Origin of the sequence: Streptomyces sp. NPDC127108 (assembly GCF_042677545.1) — a bacterium.
In the GTDB taxonomy this organism is placed as follows: Bacteria; Actinomycetota; Actinomycetes; order Streptomycetales; family Streptomycetaceae; genus Streptomyces.
In genome coordinates this window covers 197,775-213,446 of the sequence record NZ_JBHXTE010000008.1, presented here as the reverse complement: position 1 = coordinate 213,446, position 15,672 = coordinate 197,775, and the positions used below count along the sequence as shown (strand labels likewise).

The window sequence follows — 15,672 nt, the reverse complement described above, 5'->3', positions numbered from 1 at the left end:
CGCACCCACTCCGCGTTCGTCAGATCACCCCGCCCCACACCGAGAACAACGAGCAGGCAACCCGACAGTCACATGATCCGCCGGACAGAACCTAGCCCGGCGGCGGCCACTGCGGCTGCCGGTACCTTCGCCACCACGTTCGCCATGCCTGCCTCGCTTTCGCCCGGTTGGGGAGGGATCTGTCGCTGTGGCCGAGCGTAACTCGGACCCATTTCGTGGCGTACGGAGAGCCCCATCAGCCCCGGTCCAGCTCGATGGTGTGCTGTTGCAGCAGAAACTCGACGGGGCGGATCGGGGCGATGCCCACCCGGACGATCAACCTGCCGCTCTCGATGTCTTCCCGGGTCATGGTGATGCCCTCCCCGACCTGGACGAAGTAGCCCTCATCCGGCCTCGCACCCAGGAACGCCCCCATCCTCCACAGGCCATGCAGGTGGCTGTCGACCGCGGCACGCACCTTCTCCCAGGTGGGCCGGGTGTTCGGCTCGAAGACGACGCTCCGCAGTGCGGTGGAGATGTCCCGGAAGACGGCGTCAAACAGGCGTCGGACCGGGATGTAACGCCAGTCCATGTTGGGGCTCTCCGCGCTGACAAGGGTGCGGGCGCCCCATACGAGGGTTCCGCGACCAGGGAAGACGCGCAGAAAGTTCAGCGACGCGTTCTCACGCTGCTCCTGGTCTCCCGCCTGGTGCTCCAGGCCTGTCACCTGGGCCAGGGCGACGTTCGCCGGGGCTTTCCACACCCCCCGCTCTCGATCCGTGCGGGCCCAGATACCGGCGAGGATCCCTGAGGGTGCCACCACCAGGTCACCGCTACTGGCTGCCTGCCGGACCCAGGGGTAGTAGACCGCTGCGTGCGGGCGCACTCGTTCCTCCAAGCCCCAGCCGTCCACCGCCGCACTCGCCTGCGCGGGAGTGTGCGCGCGGTCGGCGTGCAGGATGGCCATCGCCTGGTGCGAGGCCGCGTAGCCGGTCAGGGCGCGGGCCCACTCGCCCGCCCGCTTCTCGCCCTCGTCCCACAGGCCCGGGGCAACAAGGACGGTGATGTCGGAGAAGCGCTCCACTGCTGTGAGGGTTTCGTCCAGGGAGCGTCCGGCGGTGTTGGCCAGGTAGCAGCGGCTGCCGCCGTTGGCGAAGTAGCCGCGCAGGGAGGCCGCGAACGCCGAGGCGTTGAGCGTGTCGCCGAGGCGGGTGAACTCCTGCCAACTTGCCAGCGGCGCCACCGAGTCCACCGCGTCGCCGCAGTCCTCAAAGAAGACTGGTACGGCCGTCTCCCCTGCGGTCATGGACACCCCCACCGCGAGCGTTTCCTCCACGTATACCCCCGGGTATTTGTTCTCCGGCATGACCGACCCGCCTTCCATGTCCCCATCCGACAGACGCCGCCCCGGCCGAGCCACACAGCGCTCGCCGCTGATCAGCCCCATCCGTAGCCACGGGGGACCACCCTCAACCCGCACTGGAGCAACCCGGCCACCGAACTACGAAAAAGTGACGCAAAGCAGCCTGTTGTACCTCCAAGCGGATGGGCCTAGGACGTACCTCGACTAGAACGAGCGAGTTGGGCAGTTGACGCAAGGGAAGGCGGTCGGAGTTCCGTCCGCAGGAGGGTTCTGTCCACTGCTTGGCAGCTCGCTGAAGTCGCCGTTCGCATTGCGATAGACAATTCCCACGTCATACTCATTGAGTAGTTGCTGCGTATCCTCGCTAGGTATCCCAGGTGCGAGCACCATGCAGCGGATCGGCATGCCATTCTCGATCTTACTCAAGTGCATTCTGAGGTTCATGAGGTGCATCAGGGCATCTCTCAAGGCTTGCCGCGAGTTACTGTCTGCTGGCTCATAGATGGTGCGTTCGCTCTCGTCGTAGAGGGCGGCTTCCATGGCCTCCTCTACGCCTCTGACGTGTACTTCCAACCGGCCGACGCGGTGTTGGCGGTTGGTGAGTACATCGCTGTACTCGGCAGCTATCTTGTCGCGTTGGTAGGTTGCTCTTGCAGCTGATCGATCTCGGTCCCATGCTTCCCGCAGGCGTGGTGGAGCCGCTGGGCGGCGCCTGGTTCCAGACTGAACAAACGTGACTTTGGTCTGAGTTGCCGGCGGTATTACGTCACTTTCGGATCGTTCGTATGCTCCGAGTGGGCGCAGCCGAAAGACGATGACATCGCGATCCTGCTGGAACTTGTCACGGGCCTGTCTTATGACGTACGGACGTTCGTGGTCCGCCTCGAACGCGCCAATATAGCGATGCGTTCTTATGCCGGTGCCAGGAACTTTCCCGTGGCCGATGAACACATGGAGAGTGCGGCCGTCAAGAGCGTGCTGGAGTATCGCGGCGTTGCCCGTACCCGTGGCCCCAGTGAACGTCTGGTTTCCCTCAGTTCCGGCTCCGGTGTACTCGAAGATGGGACCCAGCCGATCCTCTTCTCGAAGCCATCCATCGCGGTAGCCGTACTGCTCACCCGACTTGATGTCGGAGTAGAGGACCACTGTCTTCTTCTCCACGGATGGGCAGATGCCGCCCTGCGGGCTTCCTCCCAACTCCTTGCGGATGTCCGCTCGCGTGAGGATGTCACCAGGTTGGAAGGAAGGGGCAACAGTTGACATGTGCACAGGCTAGTAGGCGGCGTTGACACGTAGCACCTCAACTCGCCTGGAGTGCCTGAGCTCTTTAGCGGTTGTCCGTGGGCCAGAAGTGCCTTGCGGGATGATGGCCGCATGGATGGAGGGATGGCGGCGATAGTTGCCGCAGTCGTCGGGGTGGCCGGAGCGGTGGGCGGAGCAGCTGTGGGCGCGTTCGCCAGCGTGCGCGGTGCACGCATTGGCGGTGAGAAGGGCGTGGAAGCGGCGCTTGCCCAAGTGGATCGGCAAGCTGCGACGGGGCACCAGCAGTGGGTTAAGGAGCAGCGACAGCAGGCCTGCGCCAAGCTGCTCGATGCTCACTCGGCAGCCGAGGACACCCTGAAGCGGGCGGCCGTTGCCATACGCCGCGGTGAGGAGTTTCCCGTCGCTGAGCGCGACGCATTCCGAGGCCAAGTCTCCGCCATGCAGTCCTGCACGAGCCAACTCGCGCTCTGGGGGCCGGAGGCCGTAGTGGTCTTGGCTCAGGTACTCAGGGCGGCGACGGCCGATGCGGCGCAAGCGTTGAAGCTCGCGGAGCACGGGGCGGGCTATGGGGCTGCGGAACGTGAGGCCCGATGGCTGGATTGGTTGGAGCGGAGTGAGCACGTCACCGAAGTGCGTACGCAGTTCCTTGACCGAGCAGGTGAGGTGCTTCGCGACCCTAACCAGCCCGTTGTCTAGGAGTCACATTGCTAGGGGGGCGTAGCTCTGGTGGGGTTTCCCTTCCGGACGGCCGCCACGAATGATTCCCAAGCGCCGGTGCCAACCGTGATCCAGGGGCCCGATATGACCTTGGAGTCCCGCACGGCTATGTCACCAAGGAGCGAAGCAACCTCCAGGCACTCCCCGCCCATGCCATTGCTGTAACTGCTCTTCCGCCACCGGATAGTTGGAGGCAGCGTCATCGGGAGTGGTCCTCCAGAGTTCTCTTGATCAGCAGGGCTGATCGTTGCGGACTCAGGGCCAGCGCCCTGAGGTGGTCGAACGCCTTCGCGTAGAGGTCCACGTCATGGGGTTGTTCGAGGTAGACCGAATCCGTCAGCCCTTCCCGATACACCACGTCCGGGTCCTCCTGCTCCGGGAAGCCGAGGACCGTGAACGATCCGGTGGTGGGATAGGCGCCCGCGTCGAACGGCAGGACCTGGACCGTTACGTTCCTCAACTCCACGATTTCCAGCATACGTTCGAGCTGGCCTGCCATGACCTGGCGAGCTCCGATGATGTGCATGAGCGCGCTCTGGTGCACGACGATCCACAGGTCCGGTGCGCTGTCGCCCTGTAGTAGTTCCTGTCGTCGCATCCGTACATCGACCATGCGCTGTACGTCTTCGGGCGTGTGGTCGACCCAGGCGCGGCTCAGCTCCGATGCGTACGCGGGCGTCTGGAGTAGCCCCGGGATGAACTCGCCTTGGTAGGTGCGCAGGCTTGATGCTGCCTGTTCCAGGCCTACGTAGACGGAGAACCAGGACGGTACGGCGTCCCCGTGGGCGTGCCACCATCCCTTCGTCTTTGACTCCTTGGCCAAGGACTTGAGGAGATCGCGTAGCTCGTCGGAAGTGGCGTAGAAGCGGCATAGGGCTTCGACGTCGGACGGTTGGACCCGGCCCTGCCCCGTCTCCATGCGGTTGACCTTCGAGCTGCTCCAGTCCAGCTCCTTGCCCACCTGGCTGCAGGTGAAGCCGTTCTCTTCGCGGAGCCTCTTGAGCTCGATGGCCAATCGGCGTCGGCGCGCGGTGGGGGATCCTGCCATGTCAACTCCTGGTGCTGTAGCGGGTGTTCCATCCCATCGGAAGTGGCGTGAAAGGCCAATCACCCCATCGGGGGAATCTCTTTATGCATGTTGCACGGCGGGATGGGCGCTGCGAATCTGTCACTAGGAGTGATCGATGGTCACGCAGTGCACGATGTGGTGCGCAGGAGGTAGAGGCGATGATCAATGCCAGCGAATTCGGCAGGCGGGACCCCTGGGGTCGGTCCTTCACAGCAGACCCATCTGAAGTTGCAGTCCTGCGCCGAGCCGTGTGGATGAAGCTGACTCTGTGGGGGCTGCCGGAAGCAGTTGAGGCAGCTCAAATGTGTGTCACGGAATTGACCTCGAACGTCATCAAGCATGTGGGCCTCGGTACGCCAGTAACGCTCACGCTCTCCATGGCTGGCACCTTTGTCCGCATCGAGATGCTCGACCCTGATGCACGGGCCCTACCGACGCTCCTCGCCCCTGAGTGCGACGCGGAATCGGGGCGAGGTATGGCCCTCGTCGATGCGATGAGTGACCATCGCTGGGGCGTCGTCCTTCGTGAAGCATCCAAGGTGGTGTGGTGCGAGCTGGCGACGGACCTTGTCCCCTCGGCTAGCGACCCCGCAGGCCCACGGGTGGCGCGGGTGGAAGGGCATCTCGCGCTGTATGGCGCAGAACGCTCTGGGCTGGTTTCCCGCTCAGGGCGTCTCGGCGTAGCCGCGGCGGAGGAAGCGGCGATCGATCTGATCGCCGACCTCCTCCACTGGCTCCAAGCTCATGGCTGTGACCCTGATGAAGCGCTAGATCGAGCACAGATGCACTTCGAGGCGGAGCTGGAGGCGGAGAGCTGACGGAGTGGCCACTCCGGCTGGTCAGCTCGATGGGATCGACGAGTACGTCCAGACGTCCGCGGGCATCTCGTACTCAAGCTCCCAAGTGATCGCCATGGGCTTGCTGCCCTCATGTGCGACGTAGCGCGCGGGTCCCAAGAGCATCCACGGCTCGGCGCCGCCGATGTCGGTGTTCTTGTAGCGGCGGACGAAGAGCAGAATGCAGCTTCCGCGCTGGACGTGCTTGCGGTAGCGGCGCCCCGTGGCGGAGTCTTCGGCGGTCGCGTTCTGCGATTCCCAGTGGAACCGGGTCGGACTCATCGCGTAGTCCTGATACCGCGTCGTGGGCGAGAACTCCTTCTCGTCCTTCTCCAAGGTGATGAGCAAGGCGTCGGTGCTGATGTCCTTCACCTCAACTACCCCTTGGGCGAAGGAGCCTGGCATCTGGCCGCCGAAGCGCGCCACGCCGAGGGCGGCGAGGATTTCGGATCGGTTGTACGAGCTGTGCACCTTCAAGGGGAGGTCGCGGTGCGCCCCCTCAAGAGGCAAGGGGAAGTGATCCGCGTGGGCGAGGCAGTGCTCAAGGACCTGGCGGAGTTCTTCGCGAACGGGCTTGTGCTTGAGTAAGTAGGAGAGCCCCGCTTGGTAGGTGGAGTGGCCACCAGCCTTGTCCCAGAGGTTGAAGAAGAGCATGCGGGCGTAAGCCTGCTCCCGCGCGGGCAAGGCGTCGTACGCGGGAGCATCGTCAGTGAGCAGCCGCTGGTAGGCCTCGATGCGTTCCTTGTCATCGATGTGTAGGAAGGAAGGGACGCGCTTCAGCAGGTCCAACTCACCTTCAGGTGCAGTGCCTTTGAGGAGCTTGGCGCCACGTAGGAGCTTGGTCCACGAGTTGCCATTGCCGCGGTAGATCTCCTTGATCTCCCGACCGCTCTCTTCCAGGTAGGTAGCCAGCCGCGACTCGCCGTACGTGGAAACTTCGCGGACGAGAGCGGTTGAGTTGACCTTGAGCTGCGCCTTGATGTTGCCGATGATGGTCTGCTTGGCCTTGGGCTCCAAGATGATCTGGCAGCGGGACGGCAACATGGGGAACCCCTGCTCCAGGTTGTTCAGCAGGCGTTTCCTCGTCAGGTTCGTCAGCGCCCGGAACTGATTCTCGAAGCGGAACTCCTTGCGGTGCTGGCCAATGAAGTCGAGGACCGTGAGCACGTCCTTGTCGGGTGTCCGGCGCAGACCTCGGCCAAGCTGCTGCAGGAACAGCGTGGAGCTCTCCGTGGGGCGCAGGAGGAGCAGCGTATCGACGTCGGGGATGTCGAGTCCCTCATTGAACAGGTCGACGGAGAAGATAACTTGGATCTTCCCGTCCTTAAGGTCATCGAGGGCCTGCTTGCGCTCATCGCGGTGATTTTCGCCGGAGAGGGCGACGGCGGCAAGCTTATCCCTGGTGAAGTGTTCGGCCATGAAGTGGGCGTGCGATACGGACACGCAGAACCCGAGCGCACGCATGGATCTCGGATTCGTGACCTTCTCGTGCACGGACTTCTTGATCAGTCGGGCGCGTGCGTCGTTCCCGGTGAGTACATTGCTGAGCTGCCCTGAGTCGTATGCTCCGCGCTTCCACTCCACTGCGCGCAAGTCGGTCTCGTCGCTGATCCCGAAGTACCGAAAGGGGCTGAGTAGTTCGTTCTCCAGGGCCTCCCACAGGCGCATCTCTGCGGTGATGTGCCCCTCGAAGAACTCGTCCTGGATGTTCTTTCCGTCCATGCGCTCGGGTGTCGCGGTGAGCGCGAGGAGTTCCGTGGGTGTGAAGTGGTCAAGGATTTTTCGGTACGTAGGGGACGTACCGTGATGAAATTCGTCGATGACGATGACGTCGAAGTGGTCAGGAGGGAACTGCTCCAACTTGCGGGAAGTGAGCGCCTGCACGCTGGCGAATACGTGGTCCCACTGCTTGGGGCGTTCGCTGCTGTGCAATGCCTCGCCGAAGGCCGTGTCGTTCAGGACGCGTCGGTAGGTGTTCCGAGACTGATCCAGGATTTCCCTGCGATGCGCGACGAAGAGTAGCCGCAGCTTGCGGCCTGCCTTGCGCGACAACTGCTCGTAGTCGAGCGCAGCCATCACCGTCTTGCCCGTCCCTGTCGCGGCGACGAGAAGGTTGCGGCGACGGCCACGGACTGCGCGCTCGACCTCCAAGCGCTCCAGCATGTCCTTCTGGTGGGGAAACGGGGTGAAGCCTATGCCGGTGAGTGTGCTGCTGCGCATGAACATCCTCGGTCATATGCGGACATGGCCGTGATGGGTATCGCAGCCATGGAAGTCAGTCAAGCGACTTTGACCGTAGTGCAGAAGTCGGACAACGGGGGCGGAAGTCCTCTGAATCGAGATGCTGTCGCTACCGCGAGTTATGTCTGTGAATCGATGTCGTGCCGTGCGCGGGCGACTGCCCGAGCGACGTCCCCCGGCCGCTCGTGTTCCCAGAAGCGCAGCACGGTCCAGCCCGCCGCCTCCAGATGCCGTGACGTCTCACGGTCGCGGGCCATGTTCTTGTCGAGCTTGGCCCGCCACCACTCGGCATTCGCCTTCGGTTCGGTTGCATGTTGCGGGCAGCTGTGCCAGAAGCAGCCGTCCATGAAGACGGCGATCTTGGCTTTGCCGAAGGCGATATCGATCATGCGCCGGGGCATTCCGGGCACCGGCACATTGACGCGGTAGCGGAGTCCAGCTGCATGCAGGAGACGCCGAACCGCGACCTCGGGCGTTGTGTCGCGGGAACTCTGGCGACTCATGCGCGCCGAGACGGATGGCGAGGACGGAACTGCTTCGGGCATGGTGGCATTGCGCCGGTGGTCAGGCATGCGTCAGGGCTCGACGGGTCCGCCCCCGTGGCACTCGGCGTACGCCCTCCCCGACCCACACCAACACCCAGCCCCCGCCTCCGGCGGCCACCCCTCCGCCCGCCCCCGCGCAGCCAGCGTCGTCGCGTACTGCGGCAGTAGCAGCGGATCGTCCGCGGAGGCGCCCTCCGAGGCGGCGAAGGCCTCGTAGGAGGGGACCGTGCCCGTGACGATGCCCAGGTTCGGGGTGCCGGAGGCGGAGAGTTCGCGGAGGGAGGACTCTATGGTCGCCAAGTGGGCCTCGTGGGACGGGTATTCCGTCGAGAGGGACGGGTACGCCGTGAGGAGTTCGGTGAGTTCCGTGGACGGCCAGTGGAGGACCGCTACCGGGAACGGGCGGGAGAGGGCCTCGCGGTAGGAGCCCAACTCCGCCTGGAGCCGGGTGATTTCGGCGCGCAGGTCCTCGGGGTTCTCCGAGCCGAGGGCCCAGACCCGCTTGGGGTCGTGGAGTTCGTCCAGGGGCACCGGCGCCCGGCCCGACGCCGACGCGCGCGAGCGGTGGACCCGGTCCGCCAGGCCGTCCCAGGCGTCGTGCTCCGCGCCGAGCAGGCGGCGTACCCGGTGGCGGCCGAAGAGGAGGGGGTGGGTCGGGTAGGGGGGCTCCGCGGGGGCGGCCGCGTCCGGTGCCGCGGGGAGCAGGCGCGTCAGCCCCTGCGTGAACGTCTCGTGCGCCTGGTCCAGCTCGTCGTGCGCCTCCAGCGCCTCCGCCACGATCACCCACGGCGCCGCGTCCGCCGGCGCCGTGCCGCGGACGCCGTCGATGATCGCCCTCGCCTCCGCCTCGTGGCCGTACTCCCAGAGGTTCGCCGCCTTCAGCGCGCGGATCAGGGTCGGGTTCTCCGGCGGGTGCGACGCCGACGGCGAGAGCAGGCTGTCGTAGAGCGTCGTCGCGCGGTCGCGGGCGTCGGCCAGCTCCAGGTGGGCCGCGGCCTGCAGCAGCAGGTGTTCCGCGTCCTCCGGGTAGAGGCCCGCGGTGCGCTCCAGGCGCTCCGCTTCGGCGATGTGGTCGACGTGATCGGCAGGCGTGTCGGGGCGCATGGGTGACACCGTACTGCCGTTCCCGGGGTGGGGTGTATGGGGTGCGGCGCGGTGGTGTCCTCGTGGGTCCGGTCGAGCGTGGGTCTGGTCAGTTCGGGGCGTTGCCCCTATCTTGCGGCTGCCCGGTCAGGAGGGAGGTGGCCCCGTGGTACGTCCGGCCCGGACCCGGGTGCCCGTCGTCGTCCACGGCCATCCCGCCCGCCGCCATCCCGCCCGCCGCCACCCCCTCGCCCGCCTCCTCTGGTACGCCGCCGAAGCCACCCTCACCCTCGGCCTCGTCCTGCTCCTCCTCGTCGTCCACCAGCTCTGGTGGACCAACCGCCAGGCCCGCGCCGCGGCGGAGAGCAAAGTCGATTCCCTGGAGCGGGAGTGGGGGGAGGGGGAAGGGGAGGGGGAGGCAGACCGTCGGGGGCCTTCCCGCGGGGCCGGTGCCGTCGACGACCGCGGCGCACCCGGTGGCGACACCACCGCACCCCCGGCCCGGGACACCCCGGCCCGGAACTCCCCGGCCCGAAACACCCCCACCCTGGGCGACCCCGCCAGACCTACCCCCGACCACGCCTACGCCGTCCTCCGCATCCCCCGCCTCGGCCTCCGCGTCCCCGTCGCCGCGGGCGTCAGCAAGGGCGGTGTGCTCAACAAGGGCTACGTCGGCCACTACCCCCGCACCGCCCAGCCCGGCCGCCCCGGGAACTTCGCGCTCGCCGGGCACCGGAACACCCACGGGGAGCCCTTCCGGCACCTCGACCGGCTGCGCCCCGGTGACCGGATGACCGTCGGGACGCGGGACGCCGTCTACACGTACACCGTCGACAAGACCCTCGACCGGACGAGCCCGCGCGACGGCGGGGTCATCGCGCCCGTGCCGCGCAGCGCGGTCCGGCCGGGGCACGGGTACGACCGGGCCGGGTACTACGTCACGCTCACCACCTGCACCCCGGCGTACACCTCCAAGTACCGCCTCGTGGTGTGGGGGAAGCTGACAGCCATGCGGCCCCGCTGAGCGGAGACTGCCCCGGCCACCAGGCCGCCGACGCCCACGAGGCTGCCGACGCCCACCAGGCCGCCGCCCGCACCCGGGCCGAGCGGCCCGATTAAGCTCCTGCCCCGTGATCAAGCGCCGCCCCCACCTCCTGTGGCTCCTCGTGCCCTTCGTGCTGTACGTGGGGGCGCTGCCCTTCGTCAATCGCGTACGGCCCCTCGTCCTCGGGCTGCCCTTCCTGTTCGCCTGGCTGCTCGCGGCCACCCTCGTCACACCGGTCGCCGTCTGGCTCGCCTACCGCGGGGACAAGAACATGAGGAGGCGGGTTTCGTGAACGGGAACGCCACCACCGCCACCGCCATCTTCGGCGTCTTCATGGTCGCCACCGTCGCCCTCGGGCTGCTCGCCGTGCGGGGGCGGAGGAACGGGGCCGGTGAGAGCTCCCCGAAGGGCGCCCTCGCCGAGTGGTCCGTCGGCGGGCGTTCCCTCGGGACCGTGCTCATCTGGGTGCTCATGGCGGGCGAGGGCTACACCAGCTTCAGCTATCTGGGTGCCGCGGGCTGGGGGTACAACTACGGCGCGCCCGTGCTCTACGTCGTCGCCTACATGTCGTGCGGGTACGCGGTGGGGTACGTCGTGGGGCCGATGCTCTGGGCGTACGCGCGTCGCCACGGGCTCGTCGGCATCACCGACATGGTGGCGCACCGCTACGACCGGCCCTGGCTCGGCGCCGCCGTCGCCGTGATGGTGACGGTCTTCCTGCTGCCGTACATCCAGCTGCAGATCACGGGCATGGGCGTCGTCGTCTCGACGATCTCGTACGGCGCCATCAGCCTCAACTGGGCCTATTTCATCGGGTTCGCCGTCACCACAGGGTTCGTGGTGGTGAGCGGTCTTCGCGGCAGCGCGTGGGTGTCGGTGCTCAAGGACGTGCTGGTCATCGGCACCCTCGCGTTCCTCGTCGTGTATGTGCCGCTGCACTACTTCGACGGGTACGGGGACTTCCTCGACCGGGTCGTGCGGGAGAAGGGGGAGTGGCTGACGCTGCCCGGGAGCGGGAGCAGTCCCTACGGGGCGGCCTGGTTCGCCACCACCACCTTCCTGAACGCCCTCACCGTCGTCATCTTCCCGACCACCGTCGCGGGCTATCTGGGCGCCCGCAGTGCCGACGGGCTGCGCCGCAACGCCGTCCTGCTGCCCGCGTACAACATCCTGCTGTTCGTCCCGATGCTGCTCGGCATGGCCGCCCTGTTCGTGGTGCCGGGGCTCACCGGGGCCGGGTCGAACCTGGCGCTCTTCAAGCTGGTCGTGGACTCGCTGCCCGCGTGGGTGGTGGGGCTCGTCGGGGTCGCCGCGGCGCTGTCGTCCATCGTGCCGATGGCCGTGTTCATGCTGGTCATCGGGACTATGTGGGGGCGGAGCGTGCTGTCGCTGCTGCCCGCGCTGCGGGCGTCCGCGCGGCAGAAGCGCGCCTCGCAGACCGTCGTCGTCGTCGCGGGCGCGCTCGCGCTGGTGATGACGTACGCGGCGCCCAACACCCTCGTACGGCTCTCGCTCATCTCGTACGAGGGGATGGCGCAGCTCCTTCCGATGCTGCTGCTCGGCCTGGTCTGGCGGCGGCTGACGCTGGTGGGGGCCGTGAGCGGGCTCGTCGTGGGGGTGGCGATCGTGTGCGGGCTCGTGTTCACCGAGCGCGACCCGGTGTTCGGCGTGAACGCGGGGATCGTCGCGCTCGCGGCCAACCTGGCCGTGGCGCTCGCCGTCTCGTACGCCGGTCCTGTCGACCAGGACAGCCGGCCGGACGGGGAGGTGCTCGCGCGGGATCCGATCGAGGGCGAGGGTGAGAGCGAGAGCGAGGGCGGAGGGGACGGGGGGCCCACGGGCTCCTTCAGCCCGTCCGGCTCGATCCTGTATAAAAAGCAGGAGTACACGTGAGCGAATGGCGAAGCGGACGACGAGGGGAGGTGGCGACGTGGTCAAGGATCTGACCAAGCGCGTGCTCGGCAAGTGGCTCGCGCCGCTGCGCCCCGCCGCCCTGTTCCTCTTCCTCCTCGTCGAGACCGTCCTCGCCGACACCGGCAGCCTCTCCGCCGCCGTCGCGCTCGCCGCGACCGCCGCCGCGGGCTCCGCCCTCGCCCTGTGCTCGCTCCTCGCCGCGCGCTGCGCGCCCGCCGTGCCGCCCACCAGGGTGCGCACCGCCATCCGCGACCGCGAGCAACGCACCGCGTTCCTGCCGCAGCGCGATCCCGACGCCCGCGGCCGCACCCGGCCGCGAGCACCCGGCCGTGCCCTCCTGACGGCCGCGTAGGGGACTTCCCGGGCTTCCCGGCTTCTCCGGACTCTGAAAGCTCGCACCGCTCTCATCGCTCTCACGAGTCCGACTCCCCGACCCCGCGCGGGTCGTCATGCCGACGTACACACGCCTCCCCTGAGTGAGGCATTCCGGCACGACGAGACCCCCGGAGGGCTCACCCCCATGTCTTTCTTCGCCAGCCTGGTCGCCGACCTCGCCGACCTGTTCGCGCCGCTGTTCCACGGCTCGGCGATGGCCGCCGCCATCGTCGCCGTCACCATCTGCGTCCGCCTGCTCGTCCACCCCCTGTCGCGTGCCGCGGCCCGCGGCCAGAAGGCCCGCGCCAAGCTCTCGCCGCAGATCGCCGAGCTGCGCAAGAAGCACGCCAAGAACCCGGAGAAGTTCCAGAAGGCGCTCATGGAGCTGCACCGCAAGGAGCAGGTGTCGCCGCTCGCCGGATGCCTGCCCGGCCTCTTCCAGCTCCCCGCCTTCTTCCTGCTCTACCACCTGTTCTCCAGCTCGAACATCGGCGGCGAGGCCAACGAGCTCCTCGACCACAAGCTGTTCGCGGCACCGCTCGGCGGCCGCTTCGCGGACGCCGTCGGCGACGGCGGCCTCCTCGGCGCTGCCGGTCTGCTCTACCTCGCGCTCTTCGCCCTGGTCGCCGCCGTCGCGACCTTCAACTACCGGCGTACGAAGCGACAGCTCGCCGCGAACCCGCCGGCCGCGCCCGGCGGCGAGCAGGCGCCCGGCGCGAACGCCATGGCCACCATGACCAAGTTCATGCCGTTCATGTCCTTCATGACGCTGTTCACCGTGGCCGTGGTGCCGCTCGCCGCGGCCCTGTACGTCGTGACCAGCACGACGTGGAGCGCCGTCGAGCGGGCCGTCCTTTACCGGGACATGCCGACCGGGGCCGGTGCGATGGGCGCCGCCGCCGTGATGTGACCGCCCCCGCACACGGGATGTGACGGTCCAGTACGTGAACGGGGTCTTGCGGAGCGGACAATCAGCTTGGAGGATCGACCAACCTCCGATGCCGCAACCATCGGCCCCGCCGCGCTCGACCAGAGGGAGTCAGACCATGAAGCTGCTGCGAGTCGGTACCGCCGGCGCCGAGCGCCCGGCACTGCTCGACGCCGGAGGCACCCTGCGCGACCTGTCCGGCACGGTCGCCGACATCGACGGCGCGCTGCTCGCGGACGACGCCGCGCTCGCCCGCGTCCGCGCCGCCGCCGACGCGGGCACCCTGCCCGCGCTCGACCCGGCCGGACTGCGGGTCGGGCCGCCGCTCGCCCGCATAGGCAAGGTCGTGTGCATCGGCCTGAACTACCACGACCACGCGGCAGAGACCGGCGCCGAGCCGCCCGCCGAGCCCGTGGTGTTCTTCAAGGCGGCGGACACCGTCGTCGGCCCCGACGACACCGTGCTCGTACCGCGCGGCTCGGTGAAGACCGACTGGGAGGTCGAGCTGGCCGTCGTCATCGGGCGCACCGCGCGCTATCTGGAGTCGCACGAGGAGGCACTCGCGCACGTCGCGGGGTACGCGGTCGCGCACGACGTGTCGGAGCGCGAGTTCCAGATCGAGCGCGGCGGCACCTGGGACAAGGGCAAGAACTGCGAGACCTTCAACCCGCTCGGCCCCTGGCTGGTCACCGCCGACGAGGTGCCGGACCCGCAGGACCTCGGGCTTCGCCTGTGGGTCAACGGCGAGCTGAAGCAGGACGGGACGACGGCCCAGCAGATCTTCCCGGTCGCGGAAGTGGTGCGCTACGTCTCCCAGTTCATGACGCTCTACCCGGGCGACGTGATCAACACCGGTACGCCCGCCGGAGTCGCCCTCGGCCAGCCCGAGCCGAAGCCGTATCTGCGGGCCGGGGACGTGGTGGAGCTGGAGATCGACGGTCTGGGGCGGCAGCGGCAGGAGCTGAAGGGGGCCTGACGTCCGGACAGGGTCCGTGGGCGGGGTCGCGTGGGCCAGGTCGAGTAGACCAAGTCGCGTAGGCCAAGTCGCGTAGGCCAATGGGGGAAGCGATGAGCGTGTCTCCCCTTAGTTTTGTCTTAATTACGCATATTTCCGAGTATGCGAAGAAAACGTTCTGCTTATGTGGCGGCGGCAGTCACCGTCGCGGCCGCCGCCATCGTCGGCGGCCTCGCCGGTCTCGGGGTCGCCGACCCCCTGCCCGGCGGGCTCGGCCCCTGCAAGGGCTCGGCCTGCCCGGAGAACGGGTACCCGGAGGTGAACAACGGCCCGATCGCGGGCCGGGACGAGAACATCAACGTCTTCGTCGGCGAGAACATGCTGGTGCGCGAGGCGGCCGCGGAGGCCGAGGGCAAGGTCGTCGTCCTCGGCAGCTTCGACATGAACAAGCGCGCCGGTGCCTCGCAGATCTACAACGTGGGCGTCGCCGGTGTGGGCTCCCGGGTGCCGCCGCCCAACGGTTCGGACTTCCTGACCGTCGGCAGCGACCTGTCGGTCGCCACGGGCCAGCGGCTGCTCGCCGAGGAGGGCAGCGTCTCCGGAGTCGTGCGGTACGGCGGGGACCTCAGCGGCCGGGTCATCCCCGCGCCGGTGAAGGACGCCGACGCCGCCGACAAGTACGCGATGCTGCCCGGTCAGCTGACGGAGGCCAGCCACTGCTACGCGTACGAGAACGACTCGCCGCGCGAGGCCACCGGCACGGCGGTCAACAACGGCAGCGAGACCGTCTTCACCGGTGACGGCACCTCGAAGATCCAGGTCTTCAACGTGGACTTCGACATGGTCAGCCGCACCGGCGGTGACCAGGGCATCTCGTTCCAAAACATCCCGGACGGCGCCACCGTGCTCGTCAACCTCGTCGGCGACGCCCGCACGGTGCGCACCTACAGCGGCCTGCTGTCCGGCGTCAGCCGCGAGAAGCTGCTGTGGAACGTGCCGGACGCCTCCTCGGTGCGGTTCGGGGGCAGCGGGCAGTTCCAGGGGAGCGTGCTCGTGGGGTCGCCCGGCAGCTCGACGACGGTGACGCTGCCCGGCATGAACGGACGCTTCTTCACGGTGGGTTCGCTGACCCACACCTCGCTGGCCGGGGGCGGCCAGGAGATCCACGCGTACCCGTTCACGGGCGATCTGCCGTCGTGCACGGCGCCGTCCCCCTCGCCGTCGGACAGCGATGGTCCGAGCCCGTCTCCGTCGGACAGCGATGGCCCCAGTCCTTCGCCGTCGGACAGTGATGGCCCGAGCCCCTCGCCGTCGGACAGCGACGGTCCGAGCCCGTCCCCGTCGGACAGTGACGGCCCC

15 protein-coding genes and 1 pseudogene are annotated in these 15,672 nt (G+C 67.8%); 9 read left to right on the top strand and 7 right to left on the bottom strand.

The genetic code is table 11. From position 1 onward, the window contains the following. Positions 1–235: 235 nt before the first annotated feature. Both ACFVHO_RS09405 and ACFVHO_RS09400 read right to left on the bottom strand, forming a co-directional pair. Complete coding sequence (locus ACFVHO_RS09405; RefSeq protein WP_385711834.1) at positions 236–1,345, bottom strand: phage tail sheath family protein; 1,110 nt, start codon at positions 1,343–1,345, stop codon at positions 236–238. Between the two features lie 201 nt (positions 1,346–1,546). Beyond that, a complete protein-coding gene (locus tag ACFVHO_RS09400) occupies positions 1,547–2,605 on the bottom strand; it encodes a hypothetical protein (RefSeq protein ID WP_385711832.1) in 1,059 nt (352 codons plus the stop codon). Positions 2,606–2,785: 180 nt separating this feature from the next. Here ACFVHO_RS09400 and ACFVHO_RS09395 point away from each other — a divergent pair, with 180 nt between their 5' ends. Beyond that, complete coding sequence (locus ACFVHO_RS09395; RefSeq protein WP_385711830.1) at positions 2,786–3,301, top strand: hypothetical protein; 516 nt, start codon at positions 2,786–2,788, stop codon at positions 3,299–3,301. A gap of 11 nt (positions 3,302–3,312) precedes the next feature. Here the strand turns inward: ACFVHO_RS09395 and ACFVHO_RS09390 are convergent, their stop codons facing one another. After that, positions 3,313–3,525: a DUF397 domain-containing protein gene (locus tag ACFVHO_RS09390; RefSeq protein ID WP_385711828.1), complete on the bottom strand. Its 213-nt coding sequence runs from the start codon at positions 3,523–3,525 to the stop codon at positions 3,313–3,315. Continuing rightward, entirely contained in the window at positions 3,522–4,370 is an 849-nt protein-coding gene (locus ACFVHO_RS09385; protein WP_385711826.1) for a helix-turn-helix domain-containing protein, read from the bottom strand. Before ACFVHO_RS09385 ends, ACFVHO_RS09390 begins: the two co-directional genes overlap by 4 nt. Before the next feature lie 179 nt (positions 4,371–4,549). On the opposite strand from ACFVHO_RS09385, the gene ACFVHO_RS09380 reads away from it, so the two are divergent. After that, a complete protein-coding gene (locus tag ACFVHO_RS09380) occupies positions 4,550–5,209 on the top strand; it encodes an ATP-binding protein (protein WP_385711824.1) in 660 nt (219 codons plus the stop codon). A gap of 21 nt (positions 5,210–5,230) precedes the next feature. Here the strand turns inward: ACFVHO_RS09380 and ACFVHO_RS09375 are convergent. The 3 genes and pseudogenes from ACFVHO_RS09375 to ACFVHO_RS09365 form a co-directional block, all read right to left on the bottom strand. Next, a pseudogene (locus ACFVHO_RS09375) lies at positions 5,231–7,444 on the bottom strand (DUF3427 domain-containing protein); the annotation flags it as partial. A 143-nt stretch (positions 7,445–7,587) separates the two neighbouring features. Then, complete coding sequence (locus tag ACFVHO_RS09370) at positions 7,588–8,013, bottom strand: very short patch repair endonuclease (RefSeq protein WP_385711823.1); 426 nt, start codon at positions 8,011–8,013, stop codon at positions 7,588–7,590. A gap of 30 nt (positions 8,014–8,043) precedes the next feature. Further along, complete coding sequence (locus tag ACFVHO_RS09365) at positions 8,044–9,117, bottom strand: SEC-C domain-containing protein (RefSeq protein WP_385711821.1); 1,074 nt, start codon at positions 9,115–9,117, stop codon at positions 8,044–8,046. Positions 9,118–9,262: 145 nt separating this feature from the next. On the opposite strand from ACFVHO_RS09365, the gene ACFVHO_RS09360 reads away from it, so the two are divergent. From ACFVHO_RS09360 to ACFVHO_RS09330, 7 genes are all read left to right on the top strand, one after another. Further along, the gene (locus ACFVHO_RS09360; protein ID WP_385711819.1) at positions 9,263–10,120 is read left to right on the top strand and encodes a class E sortase; all 858 of its coding nucleotides are present in this window, start codon (positions 9,263–9,265) and stop codon (positions 10,118–10,120) included. Positions 10,121–10,226: 106 nt separating this feature from the next. Next, positions 10,227–10,433: a DUF3311 domain-containing protein gene (locus tag ACFVHO_RS09355; RefSeq protein WP_385711817.1), complete on the top strand. Its 207-nt coding sequence runs from the start codon at positions 10,227–10,229 to the stop codon at positions 10,431–10,433. Between the two features lie 41 nt (positions 10,434–10,474). Further along, positions 10,475–12,034: a sodium:solute symporter gene (locus ACFVHO_RS09350; RefSeq protein ID WP_385711851.1), complete on the top strand. Its 1,560-nt coding sequence runs from the start codon at positions 10,475–10,477 to the stop codon at positions 12,032–12,034. Between the two features lie 4 nt (positions 12,035–12,038). Further along, a complete protein-coding gene (locus ACFVHO_RS09345) occupies positions 12,039–12,407 on the top strand; it encodes a DUF6412 domain-containing protein (RefSeq protein ID WP_385711815.1) in 369 nt (122 codons plus the stop codon). Between the two features lie 168 nt (positions 12,408–12,575). Next, entirely contained in the window at positions 12,576–13,340 is a 765-nt protein-coding gene (locus ACFVHO_RS09340; protein ID WP_385711813.1) for a YidC/Oxa1 family membrane protein insertase, read from the top strand. Between the two features lie 136 nt (positions 13,341–13,476). Further along, the gene (locus ACFVHO_RS09335; RefSeq protein ID WP_385711811.1) at positions 13,477–14,334 is read left to right on the top strand and encodes a fumarylacetoacetate hydrolase family protein; all 858 of its coding nucleotides are present in this window, start codon (positions 13,477–13,479) and stop codon (positions 14,332–14,334) included. A gap of 141 nt (positions 14,335–14,475) precedes the next feature. Then, the coding region (locus ACFVHO_RS09330) for a choice-of-anchor A family protein (protein ID WP_385711809.1) at positions 14,476–15,672 on the top strand (1,197 nt) is incomplete at its 3' end.